Raw genomic sequence first — 17,308 nt, 5'->3', positions numbered from 1 at the left:
TGCGGCCCCGCAAAGGGATGTCCGCATGGTGGACTGCTCGTGTCATCCCGTGGGACGGAAGAGTAGGGTGCCCGCATGTCGGCAAGTTCTCGCAGCATCAATCTCGCAGTCATCCCCGGAGACGGCATCGGCCAAGAGGTCGTGGCCCAGGGGCTCAAGGTCCTCAACGCCGTGCTTCCGCAGGACGTGAAGCTGCAGACGACGGAGTTCGACTTCGGCGCCAAGCGGTATCACGCGACCGGTGAGACGCTCACCGACGCCGACGCGGACGCCCTGAAGCAGCACGACGCGATCCTGCTCGGCGCGATCGGTGACCCCTCGGTCCCGTCCGGCGTCCTGGAGCGCGGCTTCCTGCTGAAGCTCCGCTTCCTCTTCGACCACCACGTCAACCTGCGCCCCTCGAAGCTGCTTCCGGGCGTCGCCACGCCGCTCGCGGGCCAGCCCGAGATCGACTTCATCGTCGTGCGCGAGGGCACCGAGGGCCCGTACACGGGCAACGGCGGCTCGATCCGCACCGGCACGCCGCACGAGGTCGCCACCGAGGTCTCGGTGAACACCGCCTTCGGCGTGGAGCGCGTGGTCCGCGACGCCTTCACCCGCGCCCAGGCCCGCCCGCGCAAGAAGCTGACGCTGGTCCACAAGAACAACGTCCTCGCCTACGCGGGTCACCTCTGGACGAACGTCTTCAACCGGGTGGCCGAGGAGTTCCCCGACGTCACCACCGACTACGTCCACGTGGACGCCGCGACGATCTACCTCGTCACCGACCCCGGCCGCTTCGACGTGATCGTCACCGACAACCTCTTCGGCGACATCATCACCGACCTCGCCGCGGCCGTCTCCGGCGGGATCGGCGTCGCGGCCTCGGGCAACATCAACCCGAGCCGTGAGTTTCCCTCGATGTTCGAGCCCGTCCACGGCTCGGCGCCGGACATCGCGGGCCAGGGCAAGGCCGACCCCTCGGCCACCGTGCTCTCCGTCGCCCTGCTCCTGCGCCACCTCGGGTACGAGCCGGAGGCCGCGCGCATCGAGGCAGCCGTCTCCGCCGACCTCGCCGAGCGCGGCGACACCGCGCGCAGCACCGAGCAGATCGGCGACGCGCTCGCCGTACGAGTAGCGGGCTGACCCGGCAGCCGATCTCTCGACGAAGCCGCCGGGTCCCGTGAGGACGCCCGGCGGCTTCTCCTTTGGGGCCCCGGGGTGTCACCATCGACCCCCGGGCCGTTGCCATGCCGTTTCTCTCTCAGGGACCCCACGAGCGATAATCGAACGTGGGGCCGTGAAACAGACAGGGAAGCTCGGACGTCCGCGTACCTGGTACGGGCGTGAGCGCGGTCCGTCACCATCACACCGTGAAGGACGAAGTACTCATGACGACGACGCCGACCATCGAGCTCAAGCCCTCCTCGGCCCCGCTGGCCACCGCCGAGCGGGAGGCGATCATGGCCGATCCCGGGTTCGGCCGCCACTTCACCGATCACATGGTGACGATCAAGTGGACGGAGGGCCGCGGCTGGCACGACGGGCAGCTCGTGCCCTACGGCCCGCTCAGCCTCGACCCGGCGACGAACGTCCTGCACTACGCCCAGGAGATCTTCGAGGGCCTGAAGGCCTACCGCCAGCCCGACGGCACGGTGGCCACCTTCCGCCCCGACGCCAACGCCCGCCGCTTCCAGTCCTCCGCGCGCCGGCTCGGCATGCCGGAGCTGCCCGTCGAGACGTTCGTCGAGGCGTGCGACCTGCTGGTGCGGCAGGACATCGGCTGGGTCCCCGCGCACGGCGGTGAGGAATCCCTCTACCTGCGGCCCTTCATGATCGCGACCGAGGTCGGGCTGGGCGTGAAGCCCGCCAACGAGTACCTCTTCGTCGTGATCGCCTCGCCCGCGGGCGCGTACTTCCCCGGCGGCGTCAAGCCCGTCTCCATCTGGCTCTCCGAGGACCGCGTGCGCGCCGTCCCCGGCGGCATGGGCGACGCCAAGACCGGCGGCAACTACGCCGCGTCCCTGCTCGCGCAGGCCGAGGCCGCCGCGAAGGGCTGCGACCAGGTCGCCTACCTCGACGCCGTCGAGCACAAGTGGGTCGAGGAACTGGGCGGCATGAACCTGTACTTCGTGTACGGGGACCGGATCGTCACCCCCGCCCTCACGGGCTCGCTGCTCGCCGGCATCACCCGTGACTCGCTCCTGTCGGTCGCCCGTGACCTCGGCTACACCTCCGAGGAGGGCCGCGTCTCCATCGACCAGTGGAAGACCGACTCCGAGAACGGCACGCTGACCGAGGTCTTCGCCTGCGGCACCGCCGCGGTGATCACGCCGGTCGGCACGGTCAAGTGCAACGCGGGCGAGTGGCAGCAGAGCGGCGGTGAGCCCGGCAAGGTCACGATGGCCCTGCGTGAGGCCCTCCTCGACATCCAGCGCGGCACGGCCGAGGACAAGCACGGCTGGATGCACAACCTGACCTGATCCCCGACTCCGTCGAGCCCGGCCCGGGGCGGCCCCAGGCCCGTCCCGGGGGCGCGGGGACTGCGCGAGCGACCACGGGCGGCCCGCGGTCGAGGGCGGGCCGGGGCACCCCGGGGGCGCGGGGAACTGCGCGAGCGACCACGGGCGACCCGCGGTCGAGGGCGGGCATGAGCACCCCGGGGGAGGCGCGGACGGCCCGCGGTCGAGGGCGGGCATGAGCACCCCGGGGGAGGCGCGGACGGCCCGCGGCCGAGGACCCGCACGGCTGACGCGTCGAGCTCGGCCCCCCCCGAAGCGTTCGGGGGGCCGGGCTCGACGCGTCGGTGCGGCGCCGTCCTACGTGTCGGCGCCCTCGCCGCCCTCGCCGACAGAGGCCCCCGAGGCCCCAGCGGCCGCCTCGTCGTCCTCCTTCGGGACGTTCGACCCCACCGGGGTAAGCGGCCCGCTGGTGATCGCGTCGACGGCGCCGATGACCGCGGCCCCCGCGCCCTTGGCCGCGCGGACACCGAGTTCTATGAGTTCCTGCATGGTCGTTCTCCCCGTACTGCTGTCCTGATCCCGCTTGTCACGGTCGGGTTCAGGCTACGCGGTCGCCGGACGCGGCCGACGGGACGGGTTCAACGGCGCCGGGCGTGCCCACCGGTTCGGCCCGCGCCGTCAGCGCCAGATAGGCCGCGCCGCCCACCGCCCCCGACAGCAGGAAGCTGCAGTCGACCCCGCCGGTCAGGGCGAGCAGCGGCCCCTCGTAGGTGGGCAGGGAGACCGCGAGGACGCCGACCGCCGCGCCGAGGGCCCACGCCGCCGTGGCCCGGAGGTTCCACCCCGAGCGGTACCAGTAGGCGCCGCCACGGGAGCGGCGGTTGAAGACCTGGAGGGCGTCCGCGTCGTACTCCCCGCGGCAGCGCGCGAAGCCGATCAGGGTGATCACCGCCCAGGGGGTGCCGACGGCGGTCAGGAGCAGCACGAAGGACGTCATCGCGTCCTGCGCCTCCCACGCGTAGTGCCCGACGAAGACGCAGGCGGTCGCCGTCAGGGCGACGGCGCAGGTGGCGCGGGCCCGGGAGGCGCGGGGCAGGATCGCGTCCAGGTCGAGGCCCATCGAGTACAGCATCAGGCCCGCGTTGCCGACCGAGCCCGCGGAGGCGGCGAGCAGCAGCGGCACCAGGTACCAGGCGGGGGAGGCGGCCACGAGCGGCCCGGCGTAGTCGAGGGCGGCCCCGGCCGCGTACGCCGTGAACGTGCCGAACAGCTGCGGGATCAGCAGGCCCGCGATCAGCCCGAGCCAGGCCGCGCCGAGCACCGCGCGCGAGCTGTGCCGGGCGGGGGAGACGTAGCGGGTGTAGTCGCCGAGCAGGGTGATGAAGGCGATGGGGCCCGACAGGCCCGCCGCCACCAGGGCGAGCAGCCAGGTCGGCCAGAACGAGCCGAGCAGATGGCCGCCCGCGCCGGGCAGCGCCGAGAGCGTGAAGTCGGGGGCGTACGCGACGACGCCGAGGATCAGCAGGGCCGTCATGGCGAGGGCGAGGACGCGGGAGAGCCTGAGCAGCACCCGGTAGCCGAAGACGGCGCCGGTCACGGTCGCCGCGGCGAGCAGGGCGTAGACGACGCCGTAGCTGAGGCCGTCGGCCGGCAGGCCGAGCAGCCGGTGCAGGGTGCCCACCATCACGTCGCCGCCGATCCAGATGGTCAGCGCGGTGTAGCCGAGGGAGAGCAGCAGCCCGACGACCGAGCCGACCAGGCGTCCGCGCACACCGAACTGCGCGCCGGACGAGGTGGAGAGGTTGGTGCCGGTGCGCAGGGACACCAGGGCGAGCGGCGCGGTCAGGGCGGTGCCGAGCACGGTTCCCGCCACCACCGCGCTCACCGACTGCCAGAAGCCGAGGCCGAACGAGACCGGCAGCCAGCCGAAGACGACCACCCCGAGGCAGAGGTTGGAGCCGATGAGGATCGACACGAGATCTCGGGGGCCGCTGGTGCGCTCCTCGTCCGGGATGGTGTCGACTCCGCGCTGTTCTATCGGCATGAGGGCGCCCCTGACGCTCGCTGGGTCTCGACTGATCGCTCGCTCCGTGCGCCGCATCGGTCGCAGAGTTTAGAGCAGCGATCAATGTGACCTGTGCCGCGCTCGTCCGTCAATGGTTTCCGCAGGGGAATCTCACGGTTAGAGTGTCGTTCAAATCATGTGACCGAGGAGGTGCCGAGGCGTGCGACTGACGCCCACCGAACGCGACCGGCTGCTGCTCTTCGGGGCCGCCGAGCTCGCCAGGGCCCGCAAGGCGCGGGGCCTCAGACTCAACGTCCCCGAGGCGACCGCGCTCATCGCCGACACGGTCTGCGAGGCGGCCCGCGACGGCGCCCGGCTCGCCGAGGCCGTCGAGCGCGCCCGCGCCGCCCTCGGCCCCGACGACGTGCTGCCCGGCGTCGCCGACGTCGTGACCGAGGTGCACGTGGAGGCCGTCTTCGACGACGGCTCCCGCCTCGCGGTGGTCTCCGACCCCATCGGCGGCGGTCTCGGCGCCGAGGCCCCGGGCGCGCTGCTGCCCGGCCCCGCGCACGCCGACCCGGCGCCCGTCGTGACCCTGACCGTGCGCAACACCGCCACCGTGCCGGTCTCCGTGACCTCGCACTTCCACTTCTTCGAGGCCAACCCCCGCCTCGACTTCGACCGCGCCGCCGCCTACGGGCTGCGGCTCGCCGTGCCCGCCGGGTCGTCGGTCCGCTTCGGGCCCGGCGAGAGCGCCGACGTGGGACTGCTGCCCATCGGCGGCGAGCGGATCGCGATCGGCTTCGCCGGCCTCGTCGACGGGCCGCTGGACGCCCCGGGCGCCCGCGAAGAGGCCCTGCGCCGCGCCGCCGCCTGCGGCTACCTCGGCGTGCCGGGCACGACAGAGCAGGAGGCCGAGCGATGAGCCGCCCCGGAGGCCACCCCGCCGAACCCCGCCGCCTCACCCCGTACGAGTACGCCGCCACGCACGGCCCACGAGCGGGCGACCACGTACGGCTCGGCGACTCCGGGCTGACGATCCGCGTGGAGTCCGACGCCCAGAAGTACGGCGACGAGTTCCTCGCCGGGTTCGGCAAGACGGCCCGCGACGGGCTCCACCTCAAGGCCGCCGCCGTCCGTGAGACCTGTGACGTCGTCATCAGCAACGTCGTCGTCATCGACGCCGCGCAGGGCATCCGCAAGGTGTCCATCGGGATCAGGGAAGGCCGCATCCACGCCATCGGGCGCGCGGGCAACCCGGACACCCTCGACGGCGTCGACGTGGTGGTCGGCACCGGCACGTCCATCGTGTCCGGGGAAGGGCTCATCGCCACCGCGGGCTCCGTGGACACCCATGTCCACCTGCTCTCGCCGCGCATCATGGAGGCCTCCCTCGCCTCCGGCGTGACGACGATCATCGGCCAGGAGTTCGGCCCCGTCTGGGGCGTCGGCGTCAACTCGCCCTGGGCGCTGAAGCACGCCTTCAACGCCTTCGACGCCTGGCCGGTCAACATCGGCTTCCTCGGCCGGGGTTCTTCCTCGCACGACGCCCCGCTGATCGAGGCGCTGGCGGAGGGCGGCGCGTCCGGCTTCAAGGTGCACGAGGACATGGGCGCGCACACCCGCGCCCTGGACACCGCGCTGCGGGTCGCCGAGGAGCACGACGTCCAGGTGGCCCTGCACAGCGACGGGCTGAACGAATGCCTCTCGGTCGAGGACACCCTCAAGGTGCTCGAAGGCCGGACCATCCACGCCTTCCACATCGAGGGCTGCGGCGGCGGCCATGTGCCGAACGTCCTGAAGATGGCGGGCGTCCCGAACGTCATCGGCTCCTCCACCAACCCCACCCTGCCCTTCGGCCGTGACGCCGTCGCCGAGCACTACGGCATGATCGTCTCCGTCCACGACCTGAAGACCGACCTGCCGGGCGACGCCGCCATGGCCCGCGACCGCATCCGCGCCGGGACGATGGGCGCCGAGGACGTCCTCCACGACCTGGGGGCCATCGGCATCACCTCCTCCGACGCGCAGGGCATGGGCCGCGCCGGCGAGACCGCACGCCGCACCTTCGCGATGGCCGGGAAGATGAAGGCCGAGCTCGGCCCCATGGAGGGCGACGGCCCGCACGACGACAACGCGCGCGTGCTGCGCTACATCGCCAAGCTGACCATCAACCCCGCCCTCGCCCACGGCCTCGCCCACGAGGTCGGCTCCATCGAGGCCGGCAAGCTCGCCGACATCGTCCTGTGGCGCCCCGAGTACTTCGGCGCCAAACCGCAGCTCGTCCTGAAGGCGGGCTTCCCCGCCTACGGGGTCGTGGGCGACCCGAACGCCGCGACCGACACCTGCGAACCCCTCGTCCTCGGCCCGCAGTTCGGTGCGCACGGGGCGACGCCCGCCGACATCTCCGTGGCGTTCGTCGCCCAGGCCGCCGTCGACCAGGGCAACGACACGATGCCCACCCGCCGCCGCCGGGTCGCCGTGCGCGGCACCCGCGGCATCGGCCCCGCCGACCTGCGCCTGAACTCCCGCACCGGCTCCGTCGACGTGAACCAGCGCACCGGCCTCGTCACGCTCGACGGCGACCCGGTCCGCTCCGAGCCCGCCGACTCCGTCCCGCTCAACCGCCTCTACTTCCTCTAAGGGTTCTCACCTGATGTCTGCTGCCGCCGACGGCTTCCGCATGCCCGCCGAGTGGGCCCCGCACGAGCGCACCTGGATGGCGTGGCCGTGCCCCAACCCCACCTTCGACGACCCCGCGGGCCTGGACGCGTCCCGCAAGGCCTGGGCCGCGGTCGCCCGCGCCGTACGCCGCTTCGAGCCCGTCACCGTGGTCTGCGGGCCCGGCCAGTCCCCGTACGCCGCGGAACTCCTCGGCCCGGACGTCGAGGTCGTCGAGCGGGAACTCGACGACGCCTGGATGCGGGACATCGGGCCGACCTTCGTCACCGACGGCCGCGGCACGCTGGCCGCCGTGGACTGGACGTTCAACGGCTGGGGCGCCCAGGAGTGGGCCCGCTGGGACCACGACGCCAAGATCGGCGGGCAGGTCGCCGACCTCGCCGGAGCCCGTACGTACCCCTCGTCCCTGGTCAACGAGGGCGGCGGCATCCACGTCGACGGCGAGGGCACCGTCCTGCTCACCGAGACCGTCCAGCTCGGCCCCGAGCGCAACCCCGGCCTGACCAAGGCGGAGGTCGAGGCCGAGATCCACGCCAAGATCGGCACCACCAAGGCGATCTGGCTGCCCCGCGGCCTCACCGCCGACTACCCGGGCCACGGCTACGGCACCCTCGGCCACGTCGACATCGTCGCCGCCTTCGCCGCGCCCGGCGTCGTCCTCGTCCACTCCCAGCGCGACCCCGCCCACCCCGACTTCGAGGTCAGCAAGGAGATCATCGCGACCCTCACGGGGCAGAAGGACGCGCGCGGGCGCACCCTGCGGATCGTCGAGGTGCCCGCCCCGACCGTGGTCAGGGACGACGAGGGCTGGGTCGACTACTCCTACATCAACCACTACCTCTGCAACGGCGGCGTCGTGCTCTGCGCCTTCGGCGACCCGAACGACGAGATCGCCGCGGGCATCTTCCGCGGCCTCTTCCCGGACCGGACGGTGACGCTCGTCGACGCCCGTACGATCTTTGCCGGGGGCGGTGGCATCCACTGCATCACCCAGCAGCAGCCGAAGGTGTGACCAAGGAGTGAGCCATGGCCGGAGCCGGGCAGGCCCGCGCGCGGAAGAACGCCCCGCCGCGCGAGGACGTACTGGCGGCGGCCATGGAGATGATCGCCGAGCGCGGCCTGGAGAAGCTGACCATGGCCGCGCTCGGCCGCGAGGTCGGCATGAGCTCCGGCCACCTCCTCTACTACTTCCGCACCAAGGACGAGCTGCTCCTGCGCACCCTGGAGTGGAGCGAGGGCCGCCTCGGCGCCGAGCGCGGCCGGCTCCTCGCCCGCCCCGGCACGGCCCGCGCCCGCCTCGACGCGTACGTCGAGCTGTACGTGCCCGACGGGCCCGGCGACCCCCACTGGACCCTCTGGCTCGAAGTCTGGAACCGCTCCCTGGGCGCCGACGAGGACGGCCGCGACCGGCAGGCCGCGATCGAGGGCGCCTGGCACCGCGACCTGGTGGCGCTGATCGCCGAGGGCGTCTCGCGCGGCGAGTTCGGCCCCGTCGACCCGGACAGGACCGCGGCCCGGCTGCGGGCCCTCCTGGACGGCTTCGCGATCCACGTGGCGATCGGCCTGCGCGGCACCGGCCGTGAGCACGTCCTCGCCCACGTACGGGAGTTCCTGGACGCGACGCTCGCCTCGGACGCCTAGCCACCCGTCCAGGTTGTACGCATTCCGGCGGATTGCCTGGCCCCCGGCGGGTGCGCTTGTATCCCCGTGGACCTTCGACGCCGGGTCGGGGGAACGACGGGTCCTGGGGGGGCAACCATGTCGTCTGCGAGACGTGCGTCCGGCGCGGGGCGTGTGACCTCGACCGCCGCGGCGCTCGCCGCCGCCCTCACCTGCGCCACCCTGCCCGCGGCACACGCGGACCCCGAGACGCCCCGCACCGAGCGCGTCAGCACCACGAGCGACGGCGCCCAGGCCGACGGGCCGTCGGCCGACCCGGCGATCAGCGCCGACGGCCGCCACGCCGGCTTCACCTCCACCGCCCGCGGGCGCGCGGTCGTCTTCGGCTCGGACGCCGCCGACCTGGTGCCAAACGACACGAACGGAGTGTCCGACGTCTTCGTGCGGCACACCCGCTGAGCCGCGCCACCACCCCGCACCCGTACCGACCGCACCGCACCGCACCGCACCACGAGAAGAAAGCACGGGGGAGCACACCATGCGCCGCACCAAGCGCCACGCCGCCCTGGCGTCCGCCGCACTCGTCGCCGCGGCCACCGCCGCGAGCCTGCCCGCCGCCTCCGCCGCGCCCGCCGCGCCCCGCACCGAGGGCATCAGCGTCACGGCCGAGGGCAAGGCGGCCAACGACAGGTCGTCGGGGGCCGTGATCAGCAGGAACGGTCGGTTCGCCGCCTTCGACTCCGAGGCGACCGACCTGGTGGCCGGCGACACGAACGGACTCCGCGACATCTTCGTACGCGATCTGCGCACCGGGAGGACCGAGCGGATCGCCCTGGCGGGGCGCGAACTGCGAGGGGCCGCGCTGAGCGCCGACGGCCGCCGGGTCGCGTTCATCTCCTCGCCCGAGGGCGCGTACTCCGACTCCGACGTCCGCCTCTACGACCGCAGGACCAAGAAGACCGAACGCCTCGACGTCGAGCTGCCCGACGGCTTCGACGGGCGCGGCGCGGGCGGGGTCTCGCTCAGCGCCGACGCGCGCTACGCCGTCTTCGACACCGACCACCGCGAGGACGGCGGCGTCGTCCTCCTGCGCGACCGGAAGACCGGCACGACCGAGCGGATCAGCCGGTCGGACGACGGCTGGGAGCCGCGCAGGTCGCACTCCGCGACCGTCAGCGACGACGGCAGCCGCGTCGTCTACGCCCGCAACCACACCAACGGCCCGCGCGGCGACGACTGGAGCGACGTCTGGCTGCGCGACCGCAGGACGGGCGAGCTGACGGAGATCGACCGCTCGTACGACGGCTCCGAGACCGAGAAGGAGTCGCTGGCCCCCTCCATCAGCGGCGACGGCCGGAAGGTCGTCTTCGAGTCCCGCGACACCCACCTCGTCCCGAATGACGACGACGCCGCCTGGAACGTCTTCGTCCACGACATCGCCTCCGGCGCCAACCAGCGCGTCCACGGCGCCCAGGGCGGTCCCGGCGAGGTCTACACCCGCTCGCCCGCGATCAGCGCCGACGGCCGCTACCTCACCTACCGGACCGAGCTGGCCGAGGCGGGCGCCGAGTACGGCAAGGAGTGGCCCGTCTACCTGCGCGATCTGCGGACGAACACCACGACCCTGGTCAGCCCGGACACCACCGGCGGAGTGGCGTCCGCCGAGGTCGCGCCCGGCGGCATCGCGGCCGACGGCCGCCGTGTCGCCTTCCTCTCCGCCGACGAGACGCTGCTGAGCGACGACACGAACGACGGCGACGACGCCTTCGTGCGCCGTCTGCGCTGACGCCCCGCACCGTGCGGGCGGCGTGTCCCACGCGTCGCCCGCATCGTGAGACGGAGCAGCGCGGAGTGCGCGTGCTGTGGCAGGCTGCCACCGTGCTCTCGTTCGCCATGATTATTGGCAGCAGGCGCGCCGGTCCGCAGTGACCGTCTCGTACCACCATGTACGGGCGGACACCGTCGTCTTCAGACCCGCGCGCGAACCTCTCGTACCCACGAGGGGTTTTTTCGTTTCCAGGCCCAATGTCAGCCGGACGCGGAGCGCGCGGGATCATCAAGACGGTGGAGCCGGTCATTCCGGTAGACCGAGATCCGACACAGGAGCCAGATCAGCATGACGGAAACCAGCACACCCGACGATTCCTTCCACGTCTTCGACACGACGCTGCGTGACGGCGCGCAGCGTGAGGGCATCAACCTCACCGTCGCGGACAAGCTGACCATCGCTCGGCACCTGGACGACTTCGGTGTGGGCTTCATCGAGGGCGGCTGGCCGGGTGCGAACCCGCGTGACACGGAGTTCTTCGCCCGCGCCCAGCAGGAGATCACCTTCCGGCACGCCCAGCTCGTCGCCTTCGGCGCCACCCGCCGCGCGCACGCCAAGGCCGCCGAGGACCCGCAGGTCAACGCCCTGCTGGAGTCCGGCGCCCCGGTCATCACCCTGGTCGCCAAGTCCCACGACCGGCATGTCGAACTCGCCCTGCGCACCACCCTGGACGAGAACCTGGAGATGATCCGCGACACCGTCTCCCACCTCGTGGCCCAGGGCCGCCGGGTCTTCGTCGACTGCGAGCACTTCTTCGACGGCTACCGCGCCAACCCCGAGTACGCCAAGTCCGTCGTACGCGCCGCCGCCGAGGCGGGCGCCGACGTCGTCGTGCTGTGCGACACCAACGGCGGCATGCTGCCCGCCCAGGTCCAGGCCGTCGTGGCCACCGTCGCCGCCGACACCGGCGCCCGCCTCGGCATCCACGCCCAGGACGACACCGGCTGCGCGGTCGCCAACACCCTGGCCGCCGTCGACGCGGGCGCCACCCACGTGCAGTGCACCGCCAACGGCTACGGCGAACGCGTCGGCAACGCCAACCTCTTCCCCGTCGTCGCCGCCCTGGAACTGAAGTACGGCAAGCAGGTCCTGCCGGAGGGCTCCCTGCGCGAGATGACCCGCGTCTCCCACGCGATCGCCGAGGTCGTCAACCTCACGCCCTCCACCCACCAGCCCTACGTGGGCGTCTCCGCCTTCGCCCACAAGGCCGGACTGCACGCCTCCGCGATCAAGGTCGACCCCGACCTCTACCAGCACATCGACCCCGACCTCGTCGGCAACCGCATCCGGATGCTGGTCTCCGACATGGCGGGCCGCGCCTCCATCGAGCTCAAGGGCAAGGAGCTGGGCGTCGACCTCGGCGACGACCGCGAGCTGGTCGGCCGCGTCGTGGAGCGCGTCAAGGAGCGCGAACTCGCGGGCTACACCTACGAGGCGGCCGACGCCTCCTTCGAGCTGCTGCTCCGCGAGGAGGCCGAGGGCCGCGCCCGCCGCTACTTCCGCGTCGAGTCCTGGCGGGCCATCGTCGAGGACCGCCCCGACGGCACCCACGCCAACGAGGCCACGGTGAAGCTCTGGGCCAAGGGGGAGCGCATCGTCGCCACGGCCGAGGGCAACGGCCCGGTCAACGCGCTCGACCGGGCGCTCAGAGTCGGCCTCGAACGCATCTACCCGCAGCTCGCCAAGCTGGAGCTCGTCGACTACAAGGTCCGCATCCTGGAGGGCAAGCACGGCACGTCCTCCACCACCCGCGTCCTGATCTCCACCAGCGACGGCGACGGCGAGTGGTCGACCGTCGGCGTCGCCGAGAACGTCATCGCCGCGTCCTGGGGCGCGCTGGAGGACGCCTACACCTACGGGCTGCTGCGCGCCGGCGTGGAGCCGGTCGAATAGCCCCCTCCGGGAACCGGTCGCCCCGCCCTCTCCCGGAACGTCGGCCGACGCGTTCGCCGGGCCACGTGCGAAGTATTACGTTCGAAGTATGAGGAATCGGACGAAGCGGGTCACTGTCGGCTTGTCCGGGATGCTGCTCGCCCTGAGCGCCGTCTCCTTCACGGCGGCGCCCGGGGCGCCGGCCGCCACCAGCACCTCGGACGTCGCCGCCGCCTGGGAGGACGGGCCGGTGTACGTCGATCCGGCCGCCGCCGATCAGCTCACCGACGGCCAGGCGGACGCCCTGGCGGAGAAGATCGAGGACGCCGACAAGCCGATCTTCGTGGCCGTGCTGCCGGAGGACTTCCCGCAGCAGGGCATCTTCTCCAGGCTGCGGGCCGAGACGGGCGTGACGGGCGTCTACGCGGTCCGGCTCGGCGACGGCTTCGACGCCAAGGCCGACCGCGTGGTCCTGCCGCGCAACGCGGTGTCCAACCTCGTCTCCCTCGTACGCGGCCAGGACGCGGAGGCCCAGCTCAACGACTTCGTCGACCAGGCGGTCAAGCAGGCGAGGGGCACGGCCCCGAAGTCCTGGGACGGCGGCTCCATGGAGGGCATCTCGCCCGGCGCGCTCGGCGGGGTGGGCGTGGTGATCGTGGCGGGCGGCATCGGCGCCTACGCCGTGATCCGGCGCAAGAAGCGGCGCCACGAGGAGGCGCAGCGCGAGGCCCTGCGCAAACTCACCGTGGTCGTCGACGAGGACATCACCGCGTTCGGCGAGGAGCTCGACCGGCTCGACTTCCACCCCGCGGAGGCGGGCGCGGACGACGCGATGCGGGCCGACTACGAACGCGCGCTCGACGCCTACGAGAAGGCCAAGGCCGCCATGGCCGCCGCCCGGCGTCCCGAGGACGTGCGGGCCGTGACCGAGGCCCTGGAGGACGGCCGCTTCTCGCTTGCCCTGCTCGCCGCGCGCCGCGAGGGCCGCGAACTCCCCGAGCGCCGCGCCCCCTGCTTCTTCGACCCGCGCCACGGCCCCTCGGTCCAGGACGCCGTGTGGGCCCCGGCCGGCGGCGCGGAGCGCGAGGTCCCGGTCTGCGCGGCGGACGCGGCACGGCTCGCGGACGGCAGGGACCCGATGGTGCGGACGGTGGCATCGGAGTACGGCGACCGCCGCCCCTACTGGGAGGCGGGCCCCGCCTACGGCCCCTGGGCGGGGGGCTACTTCGGCGGCGGCCTTCTCCCCGGCCTCCTGATGGGCACCATGCTCGGCGGGATGATGTCGGGCCCGGCGTACGCGGCGGACTACGGCGCCGGGTACGGCGACTTCGGCGGCGGCTTCGAGGGCGGCGACTACTCGGGCGCGGACTTCGACCCGGGCGACTTCGGAGGGGGCGGCGACTTCGGGGGCGGCGGGGACTTCGGTGGAGGCGGTGACTTCGGCGGCGGCGGGAACTTCTAGGCCGGCCGTCCCCGGCGGGGATGCGCGCCCGTGCGGCGCCGGTGGTTCGGGCCCGTCAGGCGTTGAGGACGAGCCGCGCGGCGGCGATGGGCGGAGCAAGGGCCACGGGACGCCGAAGCCGAAGCCGGGGCGCCCCGTGGGTGTTGCGCGGGGCCGGGCTCACACGCGGATGGCGCTGATGTCGAAGTTCAGCTTGATCTTGTCGGAGACGAGGACGCCACCCGTCTCCAGCGCGGCGTTCCACGTCAGGCCCCAGTCCGAGCGGAGGATCTCCGCCTTGCCCTCGAAGCCGACGCGCTCGTTGCCGAAGGGGTCCTTGGCCGAGCCGTTGAACTCCAGGTCGATGGAGAGGGGCTTCGTCGTGCCGAGGATCGACAGGTCACCGGTGACGCGGTAGTCGTCGCCGCCCAGCGCCCGCACCTCGGTGGAGCGGAAGGTCATCTCGGGGAACTCCTCCGTCTTGAAGAAGTCCGCGCTCTTCAGGTGCCCGTCACGGTCGGCGTTGCCGGTGTCGATGCTGTCCATCCTGACGTCGAGGGAGGCCGTCGAGCGGGACGGGTCGGAGCCGTCCAGGTGCAGCGTGCCGGTGACGTCGAGGAACGAGCCCTTGACGTTGGTGACCATGGCGTGGCGGGCGACGAACCCGAGCGTCGAGTGCGAGGCGTCGATCGTGTAGTCACCGGTCGGCGCGGCCGGCTCCGGGCTGACGGCGGCGGGGGCGGCCTGCGCGGTGGCGGTGGCGGTGTCGTTCTTGCGGCCGAAGAGACCCATGACGTGCTCCTTGGGGGACGGGCTCCGCGGTGGGAGCTCCGGGTGGCTCTGGTGGTTGCCGAAGCTTGTTGTTGAAGCTTCAACGAGATCGAAGGTAGCGCGATTATGTTCAACATTCAACCTCTCGGCTGAGTGGAGTTCCGGTCGCTTGTTATGGCATCACTCTGATGCCAGACTGGTGCCATGAACCTCACGCAGTACGTCGACCAGCTCCGGCGCGAGCTCGCCGTGGCCGCAGAGGCCGGTGGCGACGAGGCCCGCGAGCTGGCCGAGCGCCTCACCGCCCCGCTGGAGTCGGCCGCCCGGCTCACCCTGCTGAACGCGCTCTCGGCCGCCGCCGACGAGATCACCAGCGACCTCGCGCCCGGCTCCGTCGACGTACGGCTGCGCGGCCTCGACCCCGAGTTCGTCGTGACGCCACCGCCGGCGGCCGAGGGGTTCGACGCCCAGGCCGAGTACGCGGCCCTCATGGGGCTGCGCCCGCCCCTGCCGCCGGCGCCGCCCGCGGGCGCGGACGCGCCGGACGACGGCGGCACCGCCCGGATCAACCTGCGCCTGCCGGCCCACGTCAAGGCGCGTGCCGAGGAGGCCGCCAACCGCGAGGGCCTCTCCCTCAACGCCTGGCTGGTGCGCGCGGTCGCCGGCGCCGTGGAGCAGCCCGGCCGCTCCCCCGGGGGCGGGGGCCGCCAAGGGGCTCACACCCACGGGAACGGCTTCACCGGCTGGGTGCGGTAGCCCCGCCGGGGCCGGACCCGCGCAAGGACCTCCATCCCGCCTCCGCGAGCCGCGAGGCTCGACGCGTCAGCAGAACTGGACAACCATGCCTGTTTTCGACACCCCCCGGCCCATCGCCGTCATGGTCGCCCTCGACGCCGGGTCCGTCCGCCTCGTCGCGGGGGACGGTACGGACACGGTCGTGGACGTACGCCCCGGCAGTGAGAGCCGGGAGGCCGATGTCAGGGCCGCCGAGCGCACGCGCGTCGAGTTCTCGAACGGCGTGCTGCTCGTCAAGGGGCCCAAGGAGCGCCCCCTGTTCGGCACGGGCTCCTCGATCGACGTGGACATCGCGCTGCCCGCCGGTTCCGAGGTGCGGGGCACCGCGGGGGCGGGGCAGTTCTCGCTGCGGGGGACCTTCGGGGAGTGCGCCATCAGGACCGCCACGGGGGACATCCAGGTCGAGCGGGCCGCCGGGGTCCGGCTGACCTCGGGTTTCGGCGAGGTCACCCTCGGCCGCGCCGACGGCCGTGCCGAGGTCGCGGCCGCCTCCGGGGAGATCCGGCTCGGCACGGTCACCGGCTCGGCGTCGGTCCAGAACTCCAACGGCGCCGTCAACCTGGGCGAGATCGGGGGCGCCCTCGGGGTGAAGGCGTCCAACGGCACGGTCACGGTCGAGCACGCGGCGGCGGACGTCACGGTCAGGACGGCCAACGGCGCCATCCGCGTGGGGGAGCTGGTGCGCGGCGCGGCGGTCCTGGAGACGGGGGCGGGCGCGATCGAGTTCGGCATCCGCGAAGGGACGGCGGCCTTCCTCGACATGCGGACCCGCGCGGGCTCGGTGAGCCAGCCGCTGACCGAGGTGAGGGACGCGGGCGACGCGAAGGAGACCCTGAAAGTGCGGGCCCGCGCGGGAATGGGCGACATCGCGGTGCGCCGCGCCTGACGGCAGCCCGTCCCCATGGGCCCGGCGCCGGGGGCGGCGCCGGTCGTCGGCCCCCGCCCATGCGGCGGGGGCGTGGGCTCCACGGCACCCCGGGGGCCCGGCGGGGGCCGCCGCGAGGCTCCTTTTGTGGGAACCCCACAGAGAGGGAGGGGCTCAGCAGTCACTTCTTCAGCGCCCTCGCCCTCTTCTGTCCGGGGCTGCCAGGAAAACGGCCCGGAGACTGTGCAGAGTCGACGGTCCGTTTCCCTGGTGGCGCTCCGTAAGGTCGCTACATGACCGTTTTGGATGAGACCGCCTCCTCCGGGGGCGAGCCCACCGACGCGCGTGGGCGCGTGGCCGAACTGCACGAGATCCGTGCGGAGGCGCTGCGCGGGCCCAGCGAGAAGGCGACCGAGGCGCAGCACGCCAAGGGCAAGCTGACCGCACGCGAGCGGATCGAGCTGCTCCTCGACCCGGGCTCGTTCAACGAGGTCGAGCAGTTGCGGCGGCACCGCGCCACGGGCTTCGGCCTGGAGGCCAAGAAGCCGTACACCGACGGTGTCATCACGGGCTGGGGCACGGTCGAGGGCCGCACGGTCTTCGTCTACGCGCACGACTTCCGGATCTTCGGCGGGGCGCTGGGCGAGGCCCACGCCACGAAGATCCACAAGATCATGGACATGGCCATCGCGGCCGGCGCCCCGCTGGTCTCGCTGAACGACGGCGCCGGCGCGCGCATCCAGGAAGGCGTCACGGCCCTGGCGGGCTACGGCGGCATCTTCCAGCGCAACACCAAGGCGTCCGGCGTGATCCCGCAGATCAGCGTGATGCTGGGCCCGTGCGCGGGCGGCGCGGCGTACAGCCCGGCGCTGACGGACTTCGTGTTCATGGTCCGCGAGACGTCGCAGATGTTCATCACGGGCCCGGACGTGGTCCGCGCGGTGACGGGCGAGGAGATCACGCAGAACGGCCTCGGCGGCGCGGACGT

General features: G+C 72.8%; 16 protein-coding genes. 13 read left to right on the top strand and 3 right to left on the bottom strand.

Features of this window, described 5'->3' with window-relative positions:
* Positions 1 to 75 precede the first annotated feature (75 nt).
* Positions 76 to 1,125: a 3-isopropylmalate dehydrogenase gene (locus DCW30_RS00080; protein WP_076684341.1), complete on the top strand. Its 1,050-nt coding sequence runs from the start codon at positions 76 to 78 to the stop codon at positions 1,123 to 1,125.
* Positions 1,126 to 1,370: 245 nt separating this feature from the next.
* The gene (locus DCW30_RS00075; RefSeq protein WP_076684340.1) at positions 1,371 to 2,462 is read left to right on the top strand and encodes a branched-chain amino acid aminotransferase; all 1,092 of its coding nucleotides are present in this window, start codon (positions 1,371 to 1,373) and stop codon (positions 2,460 to 2,462) included.
* 336 nt (positions 2,463 to 2,798) lie between these two features.
* Here DCW30_RS00075 and DCW30_RS00070 read toward each other — a convergent pair whose 3' ends face one another.
* A complete protein-coding gene (locus tag DCW30_RS00070) occupies positions 2,799 to 2,990 on the bottom strand; it encodes a hypothetical protein (protein ID WP_076684339.1) in 192 nt (63 codons plus the stop codon).
* A gap of 49 nt (positions 2,991 to 3,039) precedes the next feature.
* Positions 3,040 to 4,485: a cytosine permease gene (locus DCW30_RS00065; RefSeq protein WP_076684338.1), complete on the bottom strand. Its 1,446-nt coding sequence runs from the start codon at positions 4,483 to 4,485 to the stop codon at positions 3,040 to 3,042.
* A 181-nt stretch (positions 4,486 to 4,666) separates the two neighbouring features.
* Between DCW30_RS00065 and ureA the strand changes: the two genes are divergently transcribed.
* The 8 genes from ureA to DCW30_RS36465 all read left to right on the top strand — a co-directional run bounded on the left by ureA (position 4,667) and on the right by DCW30_RS36465 (position 13,910).
* Positions 4,667 to 5,371 (top strand): urease subunit gamma, encoded by a 705-nt coding sequence (gene ureA, locus DCW30_RS00060; protein ID WP_076684337.1) that lies wholly within the window; start codon positions 4,667 to 4,669, stop codon positions 5,369 to 5,371.
* Positions 5,368 to 7,089, top strand: a complete 1,722-nt coding sequence (locus DCW30_RS00055; protein WP_076684336.1) for an urease subunit alpha — start codon at positions 5,368 to 5,370, stop codon at positions 7,087 to 7,089. Before ureA ends, DCW30_RS00055 begins: the two co-directional genes overlap by 4 nt.
* A 13-nt stretch (positions 7,090 to 7,102) precedes the next feature.
* Positions 7,103 to 8,140: an agmatine deiminase family protein gene (locus DCW30_RS00050; RefSeq protein ID WP_205576590.1), complete on the top strand. Its 1,038-nt coding sequence runs from the start codon at positions 7,103 to 7,105 to the stop codon at positions 8,138 to 8,140.
* 14 nt (positions 8,141 to 8,154) lie between these two features.
* Positions 8,155 to 8,769, top strand: a complete 615-nt coding sequence (locus DCW30_RS00045) for a TetR/AcrR family transcriptional regulator (RefSeq protein WP_076684334.1) — start codon at positions 8,155 to 8,157, stop codon at positions 8,767 to 8,769.
* Positions 8,770 to 8,886: 117 nt separating this feature from the next.
* Entirely contained in the window at positions 8,887 to 9,207 is a 321-nt protein-coding gene (locus tag DCW30_RS00040) for a hypothetical protein (RefSeq protein ID WP_123985595.1), read from the top strand.
* A gap of 79 nt (positions 9,208 to 9,286) precedes the next feature.
* Positions 9,287 to 10,534 carry a TolB family protein gene (locus tag DCW30_RS00035; RefSeq protein ID WP_076684332.1) on the top strand — a complete coding sequence of 416 codons (1,248 nt, stop codon included), beginning with the start codon at positions 9,287 to 9,289 and terminating at the stop codon, positions 10,532 to 10,534.
* Positions 10,535 to 10,864: 330 nt separating this feature from the next.
* On the top strand, positions 10,865 to 12,469 hold the full coding sequence (cimA, locus tag DCW30_RS00030) for a citramalate synthase (protein ID WP_062771296.1): 1,605 nt from the start codon (positions 10,865 to 10,867) through the stop codon (positions 12,467 to 12,469).
* 88 nt (positions 12,470 to 12,557) lie between these two features.
* A complete protein-coding gene (locus tag DCW30_RS36465; protein ID WP_076684331.1) occupies positions 12,558 to 13,910 on the top strand; it encodes a hypothetical protein in 1,353 nt (450 codons plus the stop codon).
* Positions 13,911 to 14,069: 159 nt separating this feature from the next.
* Here the strand turns inward: DCW30_RS36465 and DCW30_RS00020 are convergent, their stop codons facing one another.
* On the bottom strand, positions 14,070 to 14,681 hold the full coding sequence (locus DCW30_RS00020; protein WP_076684330.1) for a YceI family protein: 612 nt from the start codon (positions 14,679 to 14,681) through the stop codon (positions 14,070 to 14,072).
* A gap of 183 nt (positions 14,682 to 14,864) precedes the next feature.
* Here DCW30_RS00020 and DCW30_RS00015 point away from each other — a divergent pair, with 183 nt between their 5' ends.
* The 3 genes from DCW30_RS00015 to DCW30_RS00005 form a co-directional block, all read left to right on the top strand.
* On the top strand, positions 14,865 to 15,416 hold the full coding sequence (locus tag DCW30_RS00015; protein ID WP_076684329.1) for a YlcI/YnfO family protein: 552 nt from the start codon (positions 14,865 to 14,867) through the stop codon (positions 15,414 to 15,416).
* An 85-nt stretch (positions 15,417 to 15,501) separates the two neighbouring features.
* Positions 15,502 to 16,341 carry a DUF4097 family beta strand repeat-containing protein gene (locus tag DCW30_RS37845; protein WP_076684328.1) on the top strand — a complete coding sequence of 280 codons (840 nt, stop codon included), beginning with the start codon at positions 15,502 to 15,504 and terminating at the stop codon, positions 16,339 to 16,341.
* 272 nt (positions 16,342 to 16,613) lie between these two features.
* On the top strand, positions 16,614 to 17,308 hold a 695-nt coding region (locus DCW30_RS00005; RefSeq protein WP_277820322.1), incomplete at its 3' end, for a carboxyl transferase domain-containing protein.

Source organism: Streptomyces alfalfae (genome assembly GCF_004127445.1).
Taxonomy (GTDB): domain Bacteria; phylum Actinomycetota; class Actinomycetes; order Streptomycetales; family Streptomycetaceae; genus Streptomyces; species Streptomyces alfalfae.
The sequence above is the reverse complement of the archived record's forward strand: the minus strand, read 5'-3'. Positions and strand labels throughout refer to the sequence as shown.

What these genes read in the sequence shown, in the direction of transcription:
- DCW30_RS00015 (WP_076684329.1), top strand. Translation starts at nt 14,865, where the DNA reads ATGAACCTCACGCAGTACGTCGACCAGCTCCGGCGCGAGCTCGCCGTG.
- DCW30_RS00020 (WP_076684330.1), bottom strand. Translation starts at nt 14,681, where the DNA reads ATGGGTCTCTTCGGCCGCAAGAACGACACCGCCACCGCCACCGCGCAG.
- DCW30_RS00040 (WP_123985595.1), top strand. Translation starts at nt 8,887, where the DNA reads ATGTCGTCTGCGAGACGTGCGTCCGGCGCGGGGCGTGTGACCTCGACC.
- DCW30_RS36465 (WP_076684331.1), top strand. Translation starts at nt 12,558, where the DNA reads ATGAGGAATCGGACGAAGCGGGTCACTGTCGGCTTGTCCGGGATGCTG.
- DCW30_RS00045 (WP_076684334.1), top strand. Translation starts at nt 8,155, where the DNA reads ATGGCCGGAGCCGGGCAGGCCCGCGCGCGGAAGAACGCCCCGCCGCGC.
- DCW30_RS00050 (WP_205576590.1), top strand. Translation starts at nt 7,103, where the DNA reads ATGTCTGCTGCCGCCGACGGCTTCCGCATGCCCGCCGAGTGGGCCCCG.
- DCW30_RS00065 (WP_076684338.1), bottom strand. Translation starts at nt 4,485, where the DNA reads ATGCCGATAGAACAGCGCGGAGTCGACACCATCCCGGACGAGGAGCGC.
- DCW30_RS00080 (WP_076684341.1), top strand. Translation starts at nt 76, where the DNA reads ATGTCGGCAAGTTCTCGCAGCATCAATCTCGCAGTCATCCCCGGAGAC.
- DCW30_RS37845 (WP_076684328.1), top strand. Translation starts at nt 15,502, where the DNA reads ATGCCTGTTTTCGACACCCCCCGGCCCATCGCCGTCATGGTCGCCCTC.
- DCW30_RS00055 (WP_076684336.1), top strand. Translation starts at nt 5,368, where the DNA reads ATGAGCCGCCCCGGAGGCCACCCCGCCGAACCCCGCCGCCTCACCCCG.
- DCW30_RS00075 (WP_076684340.1), top strand. Translation starts at nt 1,371, where the DNA reads ATGACGACGACGCCGACCATCGAGCTCAAGCCCTCCTCGGCCCCGCTG.
- DCW30_RS00035 (WP_076684332.1), top strand. Translation starts at nt 9,287, where the DNA reads ATGCGCCGCACCAAGCGCCACGCCGCCCTGGCGTCCGCCGCACTCGTC.
- DCW30_RS00070 (WP_076684339.1), bottom strand. Translation starts at nt 2,990, where the DNA reads ATGCAGGAACTCATAGAACTCGGTGTCCGCGCGGCCAAGGGCGCGGGG.
- cimA (WP_062771296.1), top strand. Translation starts at nt 10,865, where the DNA reads ATGACGGAAACCAGCACACCCGACGATTCCTTCCACGTCTTCGACACG.